At 70.3% G+C, this 17,448-nt stretch carries 14 protein-coding genes, 1 tRNA gene and 1 pseudogene; 10 read left to right on the top strand and 6 right to left on the bottom strand.

Annotated elements, in window-relative coordinates:
- Window positions 1–504: 504 nt before the first annotated feature.
- From ACLBXO_RS20435 to ACLBXO_RS20425, 3 genes are all read right to left on the bottom strand, one after another.
- Window positions 505–1,881, bottom strand: a complete 1,377-nt coding sequence (locus ACLBXO_RS20435) for an MFS transporter (protein WP_447686496.1) — start codon at window positions 1,879–1,881, stop codon at window positions 505–507.
- A gap of 201 nt (window positions 1,882–2,082) precedes the next feature.
- The gene (locus tag ACLBXO_RS20430; RefSeq protein WP_447686495.1) at window positions 2,083–2,733 is read right to left on the bottom strand and encodes a polysaccharide deacetylase family protein; all 651 of its coding nucleotides are present in this window, start codon (window positions 2,731–2,733) and stop codon (window positions 2,083–2,085) included.
- A 74-nt stretch (window positions 2,734–2,807) separates the two neighbouring features.
- Window positions 2,808–3,743 carry a LysR substrate-binding domain-containing protein gene (locus ACLBXO_RS20425; RefSeq protein ID WP_447686494.1) on the bottom strand — a complete coding sequence of 312 codons (936 nt, stop codon included), beginning with the start codon at window positions 3,741–3,743 and terminating at the stop codon, window positions 2,808–2,810.
- A gap of 176 nt (window positions 3,744–3,919) precedes the next feature.
- Here ACLBXO_RS20425 and ACLBXO_RS20420 point away from each other — a divergent pair, with 176 nt between their 5' ends.
- The 5 genes and pseudogenes from ACLBXO_RS20420 to ACLBXO_RS20400 form a co-directional block, all read left to right on the top strand.
- Window positions 3,920–4,408 carry a carboxymuconolactone decarboxylase family protein gene (locus tag ACLBXO_RS20420; RefSeq protein ID WP_331315952.1) on the top strand — a complete coding sequence of 163 codons (489 nt, stop codon included), beginning with the start codon at window positions 3,920–3,922 and terminating at the stop codon, window positions 4,406–4,408.
- 80 nt (window positions 4,409–4,488) lie between these two features.
- Window positions 4,489–5,883, top strand: coding sequence for an MFS transporter (locus ACLBXO_RS20415; RefSeq protein ID WP_447686493.1), 1,395 nt, complete (start codon window positions 4,489–4,491; stop codon window positions 5,881–5,883).
- A complete protein-coding gene (locus ACLBXO_RS20410; protein WP_447686492.1) occupies window positions 5,880–6,536 on the top strand; it encodes an alpha/beta hydrolase in 657 nt (218 codons plus the stop codon). Before ACLBXO_RS20415 ends, ACLBXO_RS20410 begins: the two co-directional genes overlap by 4 nt.
- 14 nt (window positions 6,537–6,550) lie before the next feature.
- A complete protein-coding gene (locus ACLBXO_RS20405) occupies window positions 6,551–7,402 on the top strand; it encodes a fumarylacetoacetate hydrolase family protein (RefSeq protein WP_447686491.1) in 852 nt (283 codons plus the stop codon).
- 153 nt (window positions 7,403–7,555) lie between these two features.
- A pseudogene (locus tag ACLBXO_RS20400) lies at window positions 7,556–8,090 on the top strand (transposase); the annotation flags it as partial.
- A gap of 24 nt (window positions 8,091–8,114) precedes the next feature.
- Here the strand turns inward: ACLBXO_RS20400 and ACLBXO_RS20395 are convergent.
- A tRNA-Arg gene (locus ACLBXO_RS20395) sits at window positions 8,115–8,191 on the bottom strand.
- 229 nt (window positions 8,192–8,420) lie between these two features.
- On the opposite strand from ACLBXO_RS20395, the gene ACLBXO_RS20390 reads away from it, so the two are divergent.
- Window positions 8,421–10,607, top strand: coding sequence for an FUSC family protein (locus ACLBXO_RS20390; protein WP_447686490.1), 2,187 nt, complete (start codon window positions 8,421–8,423; stop codon window positions 10,605–10,607).
- A 54-nt stretch (window positions 10,608–10,661) separates the two neighbouring features.
- Here the strand turns inward: ACLBXO_RS20390 and ACLBXO_RS20385 are convergent, their stop codons facing one another.
- On the bottom strand, window positions 10,662–10,892 hold the full coding sequence (locus ACLBXO_RS20385; protein WP_331316000.1) for a hypothetical protein: 231 nt from the start codon (window positions 10,890–10,892) through the stop codon (window positions 10,662–10,664).
- A 296-nt stretch (window positions 10,893–11,188) separates the two neighbouring features.
- Between ACLBXO_RS20385 and pth the strand changes: the two genes are divergently transcribed.
- From pth to ACLBXO_RS20370, 3 genes are all read left to right on the top strand, one after another.
- Complete coding sequence (gene pth / locus ACLBXO_RS20380) at window positions 11,189–11,797, top strand: aminoacyl-tRNA hydrolase (RefSeq protein WP_091682753.1); 609 nt, start codon at window positions 11,189–11,191, stop codon at window positions 11,795–11,797.
- Between the two features lie 230 nt (window positions 11,798–12,027).
- A complete protein-coding gene (gene ychF, locus ACLBXO_RS20375) occupies window positions 12,028–13,125 on the top strand; it encodes a redox-regulated ATPase YchF (protein WP_331315999.1) in 1,098 nt (365 codons plus the stop codon).
- Window positions 13,126–13,317: 192 nt separating this feature from the next.
- Window positions 13,318–14,307, top strand: a complete 990-nt coding sequence (locus ACLBXO_RS20370) for a MaoC/PaaZ C-terminal domain-containing protein (protein ID WP_447686534.1) — start codon at window positions 13,318–13,320, stop codon at window positions 14,305–14,307.
- 21 nt (window positions 14,308–14,328) lie between these two features.
- On the opposite strand, the gene mtnA is transcribed toward ACLBXO_RS20370, so the two are convergent.
- Window positions 14,329–15,432: an S-methyl-5-thioribose-1-phosphate isomerase gene (mtnA, locus tag ACLBXO_RS20365; protein ID WP_447686489.1), complete on the bottom strand. Its 1,104-nt coding sequence runs from the start codon at window positions 15,430–15,432 to the stop codon at window positions 14,329–14,331.
- A gap of 168 nt (window positions 15,433–15,600) precedes the next feature.
- On the opposite strand from mtnA, the gene ACLBXO_RS20360 reads away from it, so the two are divergent.
- On the top strand, window positions 15,601–17,448 hold a 1,848-nt coding region (locus ACLBXO_RS20360), incomplete at its 3' end, for a DNA translocase FtsK 4TM domain-containing protein (RefSeq protein WP_447686488.1).

Genomic DNA, 17,448 nt, shown 5'->3' with positions numbered 1-17,448 from the left:
CGCCGTTCAATGCGCCATCGAAGGGGCAGCAATCCAAAAATCTGCACCCGATTGACTGGTTGGTGCGCAAATAACGTCGCCATATTGAAAATATAATGTCTTGCTGAATTCCGTTATCGATCGTTCTTCATCTCTTGTGCTGAAGTCGCTCATTGGAGGCGAATGTGGCATGGCTCCCGCACTCCTCACGGTCGGCTTTGATCGGGCCGGGCGCATCGTACGCAGCCATCTTCGCGCGAGCGGCAGCTGTTGCGTGCCGAGCGGCCATTCTGTCGGCTCCAAGCGGAGGACCGGACGTGACGAGATGCAGGCGTTCCGTTGGGTTTGAGCCGATGTCTGCTCCGGAGAAGTCGCCGAGCGCCATTGAACGGCCGAGACGGGTGCGAAGCCGAGCGTCCGGCTCTGCGCACGTCGACGATCGGCATGACGCAGTCTGGCCGAGAGCGGCGCGTCCGCCTCAGAGTATGCCCGCTGTAGAATCGGACACTCGCGATGAGAGCGATGTCACGACCGCGTGCCGAAATCGCTGCGCGTGCTGATCGCCTTCGATGACGAAGGCCCTTCGACCAAACGCGGGTTGCGGAGGGAGAGAATAGCCATTCCGCCGGCGGCGAGGACGAAAGCGACGAGGCCCGTCGAGACGGCGAGACCGCCGGTCAGACCCGCGAAAAATCCGAACGCGACCGGCGCCGTCAGGCTTCCGACCTGCCCCATGCTGCTGATGAAGGCGAGACTTCCCACGGCTTCGGCTTCGGAAAGGAAGCGCACCGGTATGGTCCAGAAGAGGGCGGTCGCCGACAGATAACCGATGGCGAGCAAGGCAAGGCAGGCGATGGCCGCCGCAACGTTCTGCGCGACGATCGAGATGGCGAGGGCGGCCGTCGCGGCCAGGAAGGCGGCCAGGGCGAAATGCCAGCGCCGCTCGAGCAGTCGGTCCGAACTGCGGCACAACAGGAGCATGCCGACGGCACCCACGGAATATGGGATCGCCGACAGAAGCCCGACGCTGAACACGTCGGCCACGCCCGATCGCTGAATGATCGTCGGCGCCCAGAAGTTCAGAACGGTCCCAGCCCAGGTGATGGAGAAATATCCGAAGGTCGCGATCCACAGCTTCGGATTCCGCAGCGCCGACAGGAAGGCTCTCGCGGGCGCATGTCCCTGTTCGGCGGTCCCGGACGAGAGATCGGCCGCCACGATCGCCCTCTCCCGCGGCGTCAGCCAAGCGGCATCCGCGGGTCGGTCCCTCAGCACGAAGAACGCGCCGACCCCCGCGAGTACCGGCAGCGCTCCCTCGACGAGGAACAACCATTGCCAGCCCTTGAAGCCGGCCGCCCCGGCGAGGTTCTGGATGATCCAACCGGAGGCTGGTCCGCCTACGATGCCCGACACCGCGATGGCGAGGACGAACAGCGACATCACCCGCCCACGCACGCGATGGGGAAACCAGAATGTGAGGTAGAGGACGATGCCCGGGAAGAAGCCAGCTTCGGCCGCACCGAGGAGGATCCTAGCCAGGTAGAAGGTCGCCGGGGTCGTCACGAACGCCATGGAGCAGGACACGAGGCCCCACAGGCACATGATGCGCGTCAGCGTCTTCCGCGCGCCGATGCGGCCCAGGAGAAGATTGCTCGGCACTTCGAAGAGAATATATCCAACGTAGAAGATGCCGACGCCGAAGCCGTAACTCGCGTCCGACAGGCCGATGTCGCTCTGGAACGTCAACTTGGCGAAACTGACGTTTACACGATCGATGTAGTTCAGGACGTAGCAGAGGAAAATCACCGGGATCAGCCGAAAGCCGATCTTTCGATAGATCATGGCTCGCTCGTTTTCAGACACCTGCTCGATAGCGACGCGCGTCGCGGACGCATCGGCCATTCCGAATCCCCCGTCGCGAGCTTGGCTTCAGCGGCGCTACCGTGTTCGAGGAGTTCGCGCCGTCCCGACCGAGCCAAGTCTCGCGAAGAAGCATAGCAGGCGATTTTGCAGTGTCGCGATGATATCTTTGCATCGTTTCGATCGACGCCTTCGATCGATGATGCCGGCAACTCTGTCGCGTGTCCTGTGGGTGCGCGCCGATCAATCGGCGATGAAGTCCGGAGACATCGATACGGGCCGTCCGGCCTGGGTGAGGATCACCGAGCGCGGAATGGTCTGCTCGAAGGTCACCCCAAGATCCGTCAGACGTCGAATCAGCTCGGGCAGCCGGGCGAGGCATCCGGCCTCGATGTCGTGGATGACCATGACACTCCAGTCCTGCACCCACACCTGGGCCATCGCGGTTTCGACCCAGCCGTCCGCGTCCTTCCAGTCACCGGGAACGCTATTCCAGGTGATCGTCGTGTAGCGTTCGGCGAGGAGGTGGTCGAGCGCCGCTCGACTCAGCAGATGCCGGCCGATCAGCCCGTCGTTCCCGTAGGGGCGGAAGAGCTTCTCCGGTCGCGTCAGCGAACCGATCCTTCGCTGCGTCTCCTCGATCTCTCGGAGCGCGTAGTCCCGGTCCGTCCGGTCCCCGAGCGCCACCGAATGTGTGAAGGTGTGATTCCCGATCCAATGCCCCGCTGCATGCGCGGCCCGCATGAGATCGGCTGCAGCGGGGTCGTCGAGCCTCTGCCCGATCACGAAGAAGGTGCTCTTGATGCCGGCCTGGTCGAGGATTTCCAGGACCCGATCCGTCACATGTGGTGTGGGGCCGTTGTCGAAGGTAAGGGTGACCTGCTTGGCTGCCATATCTCACTCCAATTCGGGCTCGTTCGCCGTAGCGGTCGTGGACATACTTGCGAGCCCCCGCGAGGACATCCCCGTTACAACTGACGTGGCGGGCGAGAAATCTTATCGCAGGCTCGACGGAGCGTGTGCAGGAAGGATGCGACGTGCGGAGGCGGCACTTCGTTCCGGCGCAGTAGCACGCCGGGGCTCCGCACAGGCGTGGGCGTTTCCAGAGGAACCGACAGAAGCGTCCCATCCTCTGGGACGGCCTGTCTCGACAGGATCGCGACGATGTTCATGCGCCGAACGAGACCGAGGATCGGACCGATCGTGTTCATCTCCGCGAAGACGTGCGGGACGGCACCGCATTGCCGGAAGCACTCATCCAGCAGCCTGCGCGTGGTGAATTCCGGTGAGAGCAACACGACCGGCTGATGGTGGAGTTCCGCCATCCGGACCCATTTCCTGGTTGCCCATCGGTGGTCAGGCGACAGCACGAGATCCAGAGGCTCGTCATAGAGGGGTTCGAAGGCGAGATCCTGCTGGTGGTCCGGCCTGTAGGAGATACCGAGATCGAGGGCACCGGCCAGGAGCCGCTCCTCGATCACGCTCGCGGCGAGTTCCTCCACGACGACGCGCATCGAGGGATTGCGGGTGAGGAACTCGGTCAGGCAGGCGGGGACGAGATTGACGTTGAAGGTATGCGTCGCGGCGATCCTGAGCCAACCGGTCAGGACCTGATCCTGGGGGGAGAGCGCCCGAAGCCCCTCGTCCAGTTCGCCGAGGGCCCGCAGGACACGGGGCAGCAGGTTCTGCCCGGCTTCAGTGAGGAACACGCGCTTGCCGACGCGGTCGAACAGGCGCTGCCCGACCTGATCCTCCAGTTGCCGGATCTGGTGAGACAGGGTCGATTGGGTGATGTGCGTCTGCCGCGCGGCCCGGGTGAAGCTCAGGTGCTCGGCCAGAGCCACGAAGTAACGCAGGTGACGGAGTTCCATCGGTCTGCCCGTTCGATCGACGGCATCGATCAATTGAATGCATCGATATCATTATATCGATGCAACCCGGCGCGCTATACGGTGCTGGTGCCGGGCCGGCGGCCCCCTCCCTCATGGCCCGCCACCCCGCGCAACGCCCTGATTGGGAGCTCGAAGTGCCGAGGATTGGGAACGCGAGCCGGGACAGCGTCGGACCAGATCACCAGGGCTTGTTCGACCGCCTGGAAGCGCTGCGGGGAAAGCCGGTCGAGAACGTCTTTCTCGCCGTCGCGAACGCGCCTGCCCTGTGTGACGGGGTCCTCGCGATGGCGATGTCGCTGCGCCAGAGCACTCTGCTCGACCGGCAACTTCGCGAACTGGCCGTCCTGACCGTCGGGCTCGAGACGCGGGCTGACTACGAGGTCGCGCATCACTGGAACTCGGCGGTGAAGGCCGGGCTGCCCCGAGCCAAGCTGCAGCAGCTCGCGGAGTTTGAGACGGATGACCAGTTCACCACTTCCGAACGCGCCGTCATGCGGTTCGCCCGGGACGTGACGCGGACCGGCCGTGTCGATGACGGCCTCTGGGCCGAATTGTGCGGATTCCTGGACGAGCAGGAGCGACTGGAATTGGTCCTGACGACGGCTTGGTACAACTGCGTCGTTCGCATCCTCCTCCCCCTCAATATCGAACTGGAGGACTGGTTCTCACGCCTCTGAGGGCGTGCGCGAGAGAGCTTGCGCCCGGCGCGCCCTCGAACCGGACGGAAGTTCCGGAACAGGATAGGGAGATCATTAATATGGACGTGACGCCCGGAGGTGATCCGCCCGTGCTCGGCCGACCGCCGGCCGAGTCATTCGCGACGGATGATGTGGATGGCGCCGCACTCTATCGAAAATTGCAGTGGCGGCTGCTGCCGTTCCTCTTCGCGTGCTACGTGGCTGCCTATCTCGACCGGGTGAACATCGGCTACGCGCAGTTGCACATGCGCGCGGAGCTGGGCTTCAACGACGCGGTCTACGGCCTCGCCGCCGGGCTGTTCTTCGTCAGCTACTTTCTGTGCGAAGTCCCGAGCAATGTCGTCCTTCAGCGCGTCGGCGCCCGGCGGACGCTGGCGCGCATCCTGATCCTGTGGGGGCTCGCCTCCTCGGCGACGATGTTCATCACCGGGCCCCATTCGTTCTACGCGCTGAGGCTGATCCTGGGCGCGTTCGAGGCTGGCCTCGCTCCCGGGGTGATGTACTACCTGACGCTCTGGTATCCGAACCGGCGCCGGGCGGAGATGACCGCGATCTTCCTGAGCGGCAGCATGCTCGCCGGCGTGATCGGCGCACCCGTTTCGGGCTTCATCCTCGAAGGCATGCAGGGCGTCCTCGGGCTCAGGGGCTGGCAGTGGATGTTCCTTCTGGAGGGCATGCCGGCCGTGCTTCTCGGGCTCGTCGCACTCCGGATCCTCGTCGATAAGCCTCAGGATGCTCCCTGGCTGACACCTTCTGAGAAGACGCGCCTCCTGGCGGAGATCGACAGGGACGCGAACTTGGCTGCCGGCGGTCACGCATTCGGTGCGGCGTTCCGCGACCCGCGGATCTACGTCCTCGCGCTGGCGTACTTCACCCTCGTCTGCGGGCTCTACGCGATCACCTTCTGGATGCCCGTGATGATGCAGGCCGCCGGAGTCCAGGGAGCCGCCGCGATCGGCCTATGGTCCGTAATCCCCTATGCGGTCGGCGGCATCGGCATGGTGTGGCTGTCCCGACGCTCGGACCGGCGGCAGGAGCGGCGGTGGCACTACGCCGTCTGTGTCGGTGTCGGTGCCTGCGCGCTGGTCGGGGCGTCCCTCGCCGGCGCGAACCTTCCAGTGGTCCTGGCACTGCTCTCCGTCGCGACCGCGACGCTCTTCGGCGCGATGCCGATCTTCTACGGCATCCCGATGGCCTATCTTCCCGAGCGTTCGGCCGCGGGCGGGCTCGCGCTGATCAATTGCCTTGGCCTCACGGGTGGCTTCGTGAGCCCCTTCCTGCTCGGCTGGATCCGGAACGCGACGGGGAGCCTGACGCCCGGCCTGTGGTTCATGACGGGCCTGATGCTGACGGGCATCTTGGTGCTACTCCTGGCGACACGCCGCCCGTTCACGCGAGTCACGCCCCACCCCGCCACCTCCGGGCTCGCTTTCGGGCCGGAGGCAGGCCGGTGAGCCTCGATAGCTTGGCCCACCGCTGGCATGCGTCGGAAGGGGGTGGGTCGCCGCTCCTCCTCCTGCACGGCACCGGAGGTGACGAAGACGAGCTTGTGCCCTTTGCTCAGGCAGCGGCCTCCGGCGCGCCGATGCTGGCTGTCCGCGGGGCCGTATCGGAAGGCGGCAAGCTGCGCCACTTCGCCCGCCATCCGGACGGTCGTTTCGATTCATCCGAGGTCGTCCGCCGAGCCGATGAGCTGGCGGCCTTCGTCGCGGCCGCCCGCGACCGTTACGGCTTCGGGCCCCCGCTTGCCCTCGGCTTCTCGAACGGCGCCAACATCGCGGCCGCACTCATGCTTCTGCATCCCGCTCTTCTGACGGGCGCGATGCTGTTGCGCGCCGTTCCACCGCTGACCGGTACCGCGCCCGCTGCCCTCGTCGGGCGGCGCGCCGTCGTCGTCTCGGGCGAGATGGATTCGATCGCGCCGCCGGAACTCGGGGCTGATTTGACGCTTCGCCTGTCCGAGCAGGGCGCCGAGGCGGCCCACCATGTCCTACCCTGCGGCCATGACCTGACGGCGGCCGACGTGACCCTCGCCCGCGACTGGCTCGGCTCCTTCGCTGAAGGGGTACCTGCTGGACCGGTTTCCGCCCACCTGAATCGCCCCTGATCCGGAGATGATCGATGAAGCTCTGTCGCTACGGTGAGGTCGGGTCCGAGCGGCCTGCTCTGGTCGATGCTGCGGGCGTCCTCCGCGACCTCTCGTCGGTGTGCCGCGATCTTGGCCCGTCCGAACTCACCCCCGACGGTCTCGCCAGGATCACGCAGACGGATCCGACGCGCCTGCCCCAGGTAGAAGGAAGCCCCCGCCTCGGCGTTCCGTTCACGGGCCTCTCGAAGTTCATCTGCATCGGGCTCAACTACTCGGACCACGCGGCCGAGGCCAGCATGGCCATCCCGAGCGAGCCGATCATCTTCCTCAAGGCTCCGAGCGCCGTCTGCGGGCCGAACGATGACACGATCCAGCCCCGCGACTCCACGAAGCTCGACTGGGAAGTGGAGCTCGGCGTCGTGATCGGATCGACGGCGCGGTACGTCACCGAGGAACAGGCTCTCGACCATGTCGCCGGATACTGCGTCGTGAACGACGTCTCCGAGCGGGCCTTCCAGCTTCAGTCCAGCCAATGGGACAAGGGCAAGGGATGCGATACGTTCGGTCCGATCGGACCCTGGCTCGTGACGAAGGACGAGATCCACGATCCGCAGCAGCTCGACATGTGGCTCGACGTGAACGGAACCCGCCGTCAGACGGGCAATACGCGCACGATGATTTTCGGCGTTCGCGAGATCATCGCCTATTGCAGCCGATACATGACGCTCTTGCCCGGCGACATCATCGCGACGGGCACGCCGCCGGGCGTCGGCATGGGGATCAAGCCCACGCCCGTCTGGTTGCAGCCGGGCGACACGGTCTCGCTAGGGATAGAGGGCCTCGGGCAGCAGAGCCAGCGCATCCGGCGGGCCGATCACGGCTAGGGCGCTGTCGGCCGGGTCAGGGTCGAGTGGGCGACCCGCCATCCGATCCGGGCCGAGCCGGCGGCCCACTCGGATCATGCATTCCGCAGGATCGCGAGCATAGGCCCGTAGGTCCGCTTCAGTGTGCGGCAGGTGCAGAACTTCGCGCCGGCCCGCGCCGTGCTGCGCTCGGCCTCGGGGCCGTGCCGAAGGCCCTTCGGCCGCGGTGCTCGACAGCCGGACGCCGCGCTCGACGCCCGAGAGTGGGGCCCGCGCCGCCTGGGACGGACATAGGCGCACCCGGGGCTCCAAACCGCACGCGGCCGTCGATACGCGCGGTCAGGTGCCGGCGCTGCACGTCACGCCCGCCGATGCCGGTGACCGCGCCGCCGTGGCCACCTTGGCTGATGCCGTGCAGGAGGCGACCGGCGACAGCCTGGACCTCGCCTCCGTCGATCACGGCATCGCCCTGGAGGTCGTGAAGCTACCCGAGGCCAAGCGCGGCTTCGTGCTGCTGCCACGCCGATGGGTCGTCGAGCGCGCCTTCGCCCGGATGGCCCGTTTCCGCCGACTGGCTCGCGACTACGAGCGCTTGCCCGGGACTCCGGCCGGATTGCATCGCGTCGCCTTCAGCGTCCTGCTCCTTCGCACGGCCGCCGACTTCGCTGCAGTCCGCAACAGCCTCCAGGTCAAACGCCACACCCGTTAGGGAGCTTCGAGTCGCTGAAACACCTGGCGACCCCGGTAGGGCTCGAACCTACGACCTGCCGCTTAGAAGGCGGCTGCTCTATCCAGCTGAGCTACGGAGTCGGGACCAGGCGGCCCCAGAAGCCACGGGCTCGCCCGAGGGTCAAGCGCGCGGGACGTGGACCGGCCCGGCATCCCCGGTCGGGCCTGGGACGCGGAGAGGGTGTCGTGCGGCGATGCCCGGGACACGCCGCCCGCGCCGGCCGCAAGCCGGGGTTGCGCGCCGCCGCGGATCCGGTCAGGCCGGAGCGCGGTTCATGCCGGGGCGCCGCGCCCCGCCGGGAGACCGAGCTTGACCGCGCCGAGTCCCACAGCCTCGCCCCCCGGACGTGTCCGGCGCCGCCTCGCCGCCGGCCGGGGCAGCCTGAGCCGGCCGGGCGGCGACCTGCGGCGCCTGCCCACGGGCCTCGATCTCCGGAACGTGCGGCTCGTAGAGGGCGTGCGCGCCGCCTTCGCGTTCGGCGTCGTCATCCTCCTCAACCTCTGGATCCAGTGGTCGCCGCTGCTGACCATGGCGCTCGCCGCCAACCTCGCCTGCTTCTGCGACAACGGCGGCCCGATGCGCGCGCGCCTGCGCGTCCTCACCGCCTTCTCGGTCCTCGGCGGCCTGCTCTGGGCCGGCCTCGGCCTGATCCAGCCCCTCGGCCTGCCGGTGGTCGTCCCCGTCGCCTGCGCGCTGATCTTCGCCTGCTCGTACGCGCGGGTCTGGAGCGTGCAGGCCCAGTCGGCCGGCAACGTGCTCGTCGTGGTGCTGTGCATCGCCCTCGACCGGCCGCTCGACGGCGCGCAGGCCGCCGTCACCGCGGCGATGTTCGCGGCCGGCGGCCTCTGGGCGACCTTCCTGGCCCTGGTGATCTGGCGGCTGCACCCGTACCGCCCGGCCCACCGGGCGGTGGCGGAGGTCTGGCACAATCTCGCCCGGCTCTGCGGCGACCTCGAGCGGCTCGTCGCCCTGCCGGAGCCCGACACGGCCGCCTTCGACGGCCACGCGCGGGGTCACCGCCGCGGCGTGCGGGCGAGCATCGAGACCGCCCGGACCATGATCCTCGACCTCGCCCGCTCCCGCGAGCGCGTCTCGGACCGCACCGCCCAGGCCCTGCTGCGCCTGGAGAGCGCCGAGCAGATCTTCGCCGCGCTGATCGCCGTGGGCGAGCTGATCGACAGCCGGCCCGACGCGCGCCGCCGGGCGCTCGCCAAGGTCTTCCTGCGGCGCCTGCGCCCCCTGCTGGTGACCATCGCCCGGGCGATCCGCGACGACGTCAACCTCGACCTCGCCCGCCTGGAGCACTCCATCGCCCGGGTGGCCGAGGGCCTGTCGGAGGACCCGACCCTGGCCCGCCTCGCCGACCGGATCGCCGGGCGCGTGCGGCTCGGCGCCAAGCTGTCGACGCCGGAGGGCTACCGGCCCGGCGGCACGATCACGGAGGGCGGCAGCCTCGACCGCTGGACCCGCTACGTCGGGCCCCTGGCGCAGAACTTCACCCTGGCCTCGCCCAACCTGCGGCACGCCCTGCGGGCGAGCGCGGTCGCGGCGCCGGCGCTCGCCGCGACTCTGACCTACGCGGGCGCCTTCACGCACTGGCTGGTGATGACCGTGGTGCTCACCATGCAGCCCTTCTACGCGGCGACGTGGCAGCGGGCCCTGGAGCGGATCGGCGGCACGGTGCTGGGCGGCCTCGTCGGCGCCGTGCTCGCCTACTACGCCACGAGCCCGCTGGCGGAGGCCGGGCTCATCCTCGTGCTCAGCATCGTCGGCTTCGCGGCGCGCCAGATCTCGTACGGGTTCTTCGTCACCTGCCTGACGCCCCTCGTGGTGCTGCTCGTCGAGTTGCTGGAGCCCGGCCACAGCTCCTGGGAGATCGTCGCCATGCGGGGCGGCTTCACGGTGCTGGGCGGCGTGATCGCGGTGGCGAGCTGCCTCGTGCTCTGGCCGATCTGGGAGCCCGATCAGGTCCGGCAGGAGCTGCGCCGGGCGCTGAAGGCCCAGGCCGGCCTCGCCGAGGCGGTGCTCCGCGCGCCGCCCGGCGAGGGCCGCGAGGCCGCGATCGCGGCGCAGAGCCGCGAGGCCGGCCTCGCCCTCAACGATCTGGAAGCGGCGCTCTCCCGCGCCCTGCAGCAGCCCCGGGCCGGCAGCCACCCGGAGGTGGAATCCGCCCTGGTGGCCGACGCGACCCTGCGCCGGATCAGCGCCCGGCTGATCGTCCTGCGGCACGCCCCGGAGGCGGCCGCCCCGGAGGCGGAGCCGTGGCGGGCCTGGATCACCGCGACCCTGGCGGCCCTGGGCGCCGACAGGCCCGTGCCCGAGCGGCCGGCGCTGGATCGCGGACAGTCGCTCGTGCGCCTCGTCAGTCAGGTCGACCTTCTGGTCGGAACCCTGCGGCCCGGGGAGATCCGGGCCGCGACGGTTGCGGATGGCGGAGCCTCGGCTTCGAGCGACGGGACCGAGGCGCGGGCCGGTCAGCCCGTCCTGCCGTCCTGACGGACGGCATCCCGGTAACCGGTCCCGCGGCCGTCCCGCGGGACCGGCCGCCCGTCAGAACCGCGGCAGGGCGTTGGCCGGGCCGCCGGCATGCGGGCCGCTGTAGCGGTAGGCGGCCGGCCGCGCCGGGCCGGCGGCGTCCCGGTACAGGACGGGGGCGTTCCCGACCCAGCCCGAATAGGCCGAGGCCGGGTAGGGCGCGTGCTTCGAGTCCAGGCCCTGCGCGAGAGCGGGCGTGGCGACCGCGGCGACCAGGGCGGCGGCGGCGAGCATGCGAACGGTCATGATGATCTCCTGATGTTCTCGTATGACTTCAGCGGGAAGTCATCCGGTCAACCGTGTCGAGTGAGGAAGATCGTCGTCGCGATGCGCTGGGCGGCGGTCTTGATCGCTCCGGCTTTGCTTGGCCGAATGTGACCTCTCAACGGGGATACTCTGCCCCGGGTTCGACCGCTGCCGTGCGCTGGCGCACGGGGAGACGCGGCGCGGGCCCGACGGCGCGCGACGGGGTCCGGGCACGGCCGGGGATGCGTCCCGCGCCGAAGCGTGGCACAGACCGCGGCCTGAAAGGGATGCAGACCATGCGGCTGATCGTCGGCCTCGGAAACCCGGGCGCGCGCTACGCGGGCAACCGCCACAATATCGGCTTCCTCGCCGTCGACGCGATCGCCCGCCAGCACCGGGCGAGCCCGTTCCGCCACCGCTTCCAGGGCGAGGCCGCCGAGGTGGTGCTGGGCACGGAGCGGGCGATCCTGCTGAAGCCCTCGACCTTCATGAACGAGTCCGGCCGCGCGGTCTCGGAGGCGCAGCGCTTCTACAAGATCCCGCTGGCCGACGTGATCGTCCTGCACGACGAGCTCGACCTCGCCCCCGCCAAGCTCCGGGTGAAGCTCGGCGGCGGCAATGCCGGCCATAACGGCCTGCGCTCGATCACCGCGCAGTGCGGCAACGACTACCGCCGGGTCCGGCTCGGCATCGGCCATCCCGGCGACAAGGCGCTGGTCCACGCCTACGTGCTCAACGATTTCGGCAAGGCCGAGCTGCCCTGGGTCGAGGATCTCTGCCGGGCGGTGGCCGACCACGCCGCCCTGCTTGCCGCCGGCGAGGACGCGAGCTTCCAGAACAAGGTCCACCTCGCCATGGCCGGCCGCGGCTGGGACGACGTGAAGACGCTGGGCGCCAGAAATTGACACGCCCACACGGGGACGGGATATCGGGGCGGGCGAGAGGGTCCGATGAAGGCGGTGCGCGTCGCGCCCGGCTGTCGGCGGTTCGATTGCCTCCCGGCGGCCGCGGCCCGGCGCGTCGGTGCCGCGCGCGCTCGACCGAGGACAGGGCGCGCGGCGTCGTGTTCGCGGGCCCGATTCTCATCAACCCATTCCGCGCGTCGCCCGACGACGCGCTGCGACGGAACTGACCCATGGGCTTCAAATGCGGCATCGTCGGCCTGCCGAACGTCGGCAAGTCGACCCTCTTCAACGCGCTGACGCAGACGGCGGCCGCCCAGGCGGCGAACTACCCGTTCTGCACCATCGAGCCGAATGTCGGCGAGGTGGCGGTGCCGGATCCGCGGCTGAGTGACCTCGCCCGGATCGCCGCCTCGAAGGAGATCATCCCGACGCGGCTGACCTTCGTGGACATCGCCGGCCTCGTGCGCGGCGCCTCCAAGGGCGAGGGCCTGGGCAACCAGTTCCTCGCCAATATCCGCGAGGTCGACGCCATCGCCCACGTGGTCCGCTGCTTCACGGACGGCGACGTCACCCACGTGGAGGGCAAGGTCGATCCGGCCGCCGACATCGAGACCATCGAGACCGAGCTGATGCTCGCCGACCTCGACAGCCTGGAGCGCCGCGCCCAGGCGCTGGAGAAGAAGGCCAAGGGCGCCGACAAGGAGGCCAAGGAGACCCTCGACCTCGTCAACCGGGCGCTCCCGCTCCTGCGCGACGGCAAGCCCGCCCGCCTCGTGGAGCGCAAGCCCGACGAGGAGAGGCTGTTCCAGTCGCTCGGCCTGATGACCGCCAAGCCCGTCCTCTACGTCTGCAACGTCGACGAGGGCGACGCCGACAAGGGCAACGCCTACTCGGACGCGGTCTTCGCCCGCGCCAAGGCGGAGGGCGCCGTGGCGGTGGTGGTCTCGGCCAAGATCGAGAGCGAGATCGCCGTGATGCCGGAGGCCGACCAGGCCGAGTTCCTGGAGGCGGTGGGCCTCGCCGAGCCGGGCCTGAACCGGGTGATCCGCGCCGGCTACGACCTCCTCGGCCTCGTCACCTACTTCACGGTCGGCCCCAAGGAGGCCCGCGCCTGGACGATCACCAAGGGCACCCGCGCCCCCGGGGCGGCCGGGGTGATCCACTCGGATTTCGAGAAGGGCTTCATCCGCGCCGAGACCATCGCGTTCAAGGACTACACGGCGCTCAACGGCGAGGCCGGCGCCCGGGACGCCGGCAAGCTCCGGCTGGAGGGCAAGGATTACGTGGTGCAGGACGGCGACGTGCTGCACTTCCGCTTCGCCAACTGAGGTCCGGCACCCGTCATCGCGCGCGCAGCGACGCGACCCAGGGCGACGCGACCCAGGGCGACGCGACCCAGGGCGGCGCGACTCCGGTGAGCGCTGCGCCGCCTGGATAGCTTCGCTCCGCTCGCAGAGACGGCGATCCCGATCGCCCACCCCACCGATCACCGTGACGAGCCCGCCATGCCCGATCCCGTCCTGCCCGATCCCGCCCTGGAAGACTTCTCCGTCGGCGACGTGATCGTCGGGGCGCCGCTGACGGTGACCCGCGACGCCATCGTGGGCTTCGCGCGGGCGTTCGACTTCCAGCCCTTCCACCTCGACGAGGCGGCGGCGGAGACGACCTTCGCGGGCCGGCTGATCGGCTCGGGCTGGCACACGGCGGCCCTGGGCATGCGGCTGCTCCAGCAGGGGCCGTTCCGGGGCGGCTCGTCGCTGGGCGCGCCCGGCATCGACGAGCTGCGCTGGCTCGCGCCGGTCCTGCCGGGGGACGCCCTGACCCTGACCTTCCGGGTCGCGGGCCTGCGCGACTCGGCCTCGAAGCCGGGCCTCGGCTTCCTGACCGCCGAGGTCGCCCTCGCCAACCAGCGGGCCGAGACCGTGCTGACCCAGCGCTTCACCTTCATGCTGGCCCGCCGCGGCACCGATCCCCTGCCCCCGCGGCCCGTGGAGATCGGCGTGCCGGGGCCGGTCACCGAGCCGGAGGATGCCGAGATCCTGCCGTTCCTGCGGGACGCCGAGATCGGGGCCGTGCGGGAGCTGGGCGCTTACCCGTTCAGCGCCGAGGCGATCGTGGCCTTCGCGCGGGCCTACGACCCGCAGGCCTTCCACCTCGACCACGCCGCGGCCAAGCGCAGCCATTTCGGCGGCCTCTGCGCCTCCGGCTGGCACACGGCGGCCGCCTACATGAACCGGATGCTCACGACCCGCGCCCGGGACGCCGCCTACACGGCCACCCGCGGGCCGGTCCCGGAGGCGGGGCCCTCACCCGGGTTCAAGAACCTGCGCTGGCTGAAGCCGGTCTACGCGGGCGACACGGTCCGCTTCAGCGCCAAGCTCACCGACAAGCGCGCCTCGGCGTCGCGGCCCGGCTGGGGGCTGGCCTTCGCGCGCAACACCGGGGTCAACCAGCGCGGCGAGGCGGTCTTCAGCTTCGACAGCGCGGTCTTCCACCAGTGGGAGCCCTGAGCCGACCGGGCCGGGCGGGTCTCACGCCGCCCGGCGGCGCTCCGGGTAGAGCCCGTACAGGCCCTCGCGGCTCGCCGCGCAGATGCCGCGCTCGGTGATGATCCCGGTCACGAGGCGCGACGGGGTCACGTCGAAGGCGGGATTGGCCACCGGGCTGCCGGGGGAGACGACCTCGATCGTGGCGAAGCCGCCGTCGGGCAGCCGGCCGGTCATGTGGGTGACCTCGCGCCCGTCGCGCTCCTCGATCGGGATCTCCCTGACCCCGTCCTCGAGCGTCCAGTCGATGGTCGAGAACGGCAGGGCGGCGTAGAACGGCACGCCGTTGTCGTGGGCCGCTAGCGCCTTCAGGTAGGTGCCGATCTTGTTGCAGACGTCGCCGCTCGCCGTGGTCCGGTCCGAGCCGACGATGCAGAGATCGACGCCGCCGTGCTGCATGAGGTGGCCGCCGGCATTGTCGGCGATGACCGTGTGCGGCACGCCGTGGCCGTTCAGCTCGAAGGCCGTGAGCGCGGCGCCCTGGCTGCGCGGCCGGGTCTCGTCGACCAGGACGTGGACCGGCACGCCCCGCTCGTGGGCGGCGTAGATCGGCGCCAGCGCCGTGCCCCAGTCCACCGTGGCCAGCCAGCCGGCGTTGCAGTGCGTCAGCACGGTGACCGGCCGGTCGCCGCCCCGGGCGGCGTGCAGGTCGGCGATGACCTGGCCGCCGTGGGCGCCGATCGAGCGGCAGCTCGCCACGTCCTCCTCGGCGATGCGGCCGGCCTCCGCGAAGGCGCGGGCGAAGCGCTCGTCCGGCGCGACCTGGCGCAGGTTGGCGGACACCCGGTCCAGCGCCCAGCGCAGGTTGATCGCCGTCGGCCGCGTCGCCGCGAGGGTCGCCACCGCCCGGTCGATCCCCTCGTGCGAGGCGTCGGCCCGCATGGCGAGCGCCAGTCCGTAGGCGGCCGTGACGCCGATCAGCGGCGCGCCCCGCACGATCATCGTGCGGATCGCCACCGCGGCGTCCTCCAGCGTGGCCAAGCGCTTCAGCTCGAACGCGAAGGGCAGGCGGGTCTGGTCGATCACCTGGACGCTGACGCCGTCCGGGTCCGGGAAGATCGTGCGGTAGGGCTGGCCGTCGATGTTCATGGCCGCTCCTGTGCCACAGCGGGGCGGCTTTTGCATCCTCCCGGGTGCCGCCGCGACGGCCTGGGGATGCCCGGCCGGCGGCCGGTCAGCCTTCCTCAACCTTAGCGGGTCGTTAAGGCGCTCGTGCCTAGCCTCCGGGGTAAGTCCCCGTTTCGCGTCCGGTCCCGCATGCGCTCGCTTCGCCGTCCCGCATCGCCCTACGAGACTTTCGTCGACAGCGTTCGCCCGTTCCTGGGCAAGCGCCTGACGGAGCTCGGCGGCTTCGTGCTGTTCACCGGCGCGGTCGCCCTGACCGTGGCGCTGGCCACGTGGTCGATCGACGACCCGAGCCTCAATCACGCCACAGACCACGCCGCCCACAACGTCCTCGGCCAGCCGGGCGCCGTCGTGGCCGACCTCGCCATGCAGATCCTGGGCCTGGGCTCCCTGGCCTTCGTGCTGCCGCCGGTGCTCTGGGGCATCCGGCTGATGCGGGAGCGCGACCTGCCCGAGGGCGGGCTGCGCATCGCCCTCTGGATCATCGGCTTCTGCGCCGCGAGCGCGGTGGCGAGCGCGCTCCCGCCGACGACCCGCTGGCCGCTGCCCACGGGCCTCGGCGGCGTGGCCGGCGACGGCCTGCTGTCGATGGCGCGGGTGATCGTCGGCGCGGTCTCGTCGGCGGCGGCCCATCTCGTGGGCTTCGGCTACGCCGCGGTGGCGATCCTCAGCCTGACCGGCGCCTGCCGGTTCGGCGCCGTCGAGGAGGATTCCCTGCACGACGACCCCTACCCGATCCGGCGCGCGCCGGACCGGGGGCGGGATTCGGGCCGCGACGAGCGCGAGGATGCCGACGAGCCGAGCCTCGGCCTCGTGGGCGTCGGCGCCCTGGCGCAGGGCCTGATGGGCCTGCGCGGCGCCGCGGCCGACCGGATCGCCGCGTGGCGCGCCGGCCGGGCCGAGCCGATCGACGGCGCGTCGCCCGCCCTCGCGGCTCGCCGCGCCTTCACGGACGCGGACCTCCCCTGGGCCGACCACCTGCCCGAGGGCCGGCCGGCCGGCGCGAGCCGGCGCGAGCCCGTCTTCGACGCGTCCGAGGAGCCCCCCGCGGCGTCCTCCCGCCGCGCCGCGCCGCCGCGGGACGACGCGGAGGACGATCCGGACGCGTTCGAGGCGCCGCAGCGCCCGGTCCCGCCGCGGGCCGAGCCGACCGCGTCGCGAGTGGCGCCGCCGCCCGCCGCGCCCGTGCCGGCGAGGCGCGCGCCGGCGCCGCCCGTCCGCCCCGAGGATTACGCCCTGCCCGCCCTCGACCTGCTGGCGGCCCCCCGCGGCCCGTCCCAGGCGAGCCTGATCTCGGCCGACGCCCTGGAGCAGAACGCCACGCTGCTGGAGGCGACGCTCGGCGATTTCGGCGTGCGCGGCGACATCCTGGCGGTGCGGCCGGGCCCGGTCGTCACCCTCTACGAGCTCGAGCCCGCGCCCGGCACCAAGTCCAGCCGCGTGATCGCGCTCGCCGACGACATCGCCCGGTCGATGTCGGCGGTCTCGGCCCGCGTCGCGGTCGTGCCCGGCCGGAACGCCATCGGCATCGAGCTGCCGAACGCCAAGCGCGAGACGGTGTACCTGCGCGAGCTTCTGGCCTCGACGGACTTCGCCGAGAGCAAGCACAAGCTGGCTCTGTGCCTGGGCAAGAACATCGGCGGCGAGCCGATCATCGCCGACCTCGCGCGCATGCCGCACCTCCTGGTCGCCGGCACGACCGGCTCGGGCAAGTCGGTGGCGATCAACACCATGATCCTGTCGCTGCTCTACCGGCTGAAGCCGGAGGAGTGCCGGCTGATCATGGTCGACCCGAAGATGCTGGAGCTGTCGGTCTACGACGGCATCCCGCACCTGCTCTCCCCCGTCGTCACCGATCCCAAGAAGGCGGTCATCGCCCTCAAATGGGCCGTGCGCGAGATGGAGGAGCGCTACAAGAAGATGGCCAAGATCGCCGTCCGGAACATCGACGGCTACAACGCCCGGGTCGCCGAGGCGGCG

The sequence above is a fragment of the Methylobacterium sp. C33D genome, assembly GCF_053345825.1.
Note: the sequence above shows the minus strand (reverse complement) of the source record. Positions and strands in the feature narration are given on the sequence as shown.

Coding starts and splice junctions, on each gene's coding strand:
- ACLBXO_RS20435 (WP_447686496.1), bottom strand. CDS start 1,881: ATGGCCGATGCGTCCGCGACGCGCGTCGCTATCGAGCAGGTGTCTGAA.
- ACLBXO_RS20430 (WP_447686495.1), bottom strand. CDS start 2,733: ATGGCAGCCAAGCAGGTCACCCTTACCTTCGACAACGGCCCCACACCA.
- ACLBXO_RS20415 (WP_447686493.1), top strand. CDS start 4,489: ATGGACGTGACGCCCGGAGGTGATCCGCCCGTGCTCGGCCGACCGCCG.
- ACLBXO_RS20405 (WP_447686491.1), top strand. CDS start 6,551: ATGAAGCTCTGTCGCTACGGTGAGGTCGGGTCCGAGCGGCCTGCTCTG.
- ACLBXO_RS20385 (WP_331316000.1), bottom strand. CDS start 10,892: ATGACCGTTCGCATGCTCGCCGCCGCCGCCCTGGTCGCCGCGGTCGCC.
- pth (WP_091682753.1), top strand. CDS start 11,189: ATGCGGCTGATCGTCGGCCTCGGAAACCCGGGCGCGCGCTACGCGGGC.
- ychF (WP_331315999.1), top strand. CDS start 12,028: ATGGGCTTCAAATGCGGCATCGTCGGCCTGCCGAACGTCGGCAAGTCG.
- mtnA (WP_447686489.1), bottom strand. CDS start 15,432: ATGAACATCGACGGCCAGCCCTACCGCACGATCTTCCCGGACCCGGAC.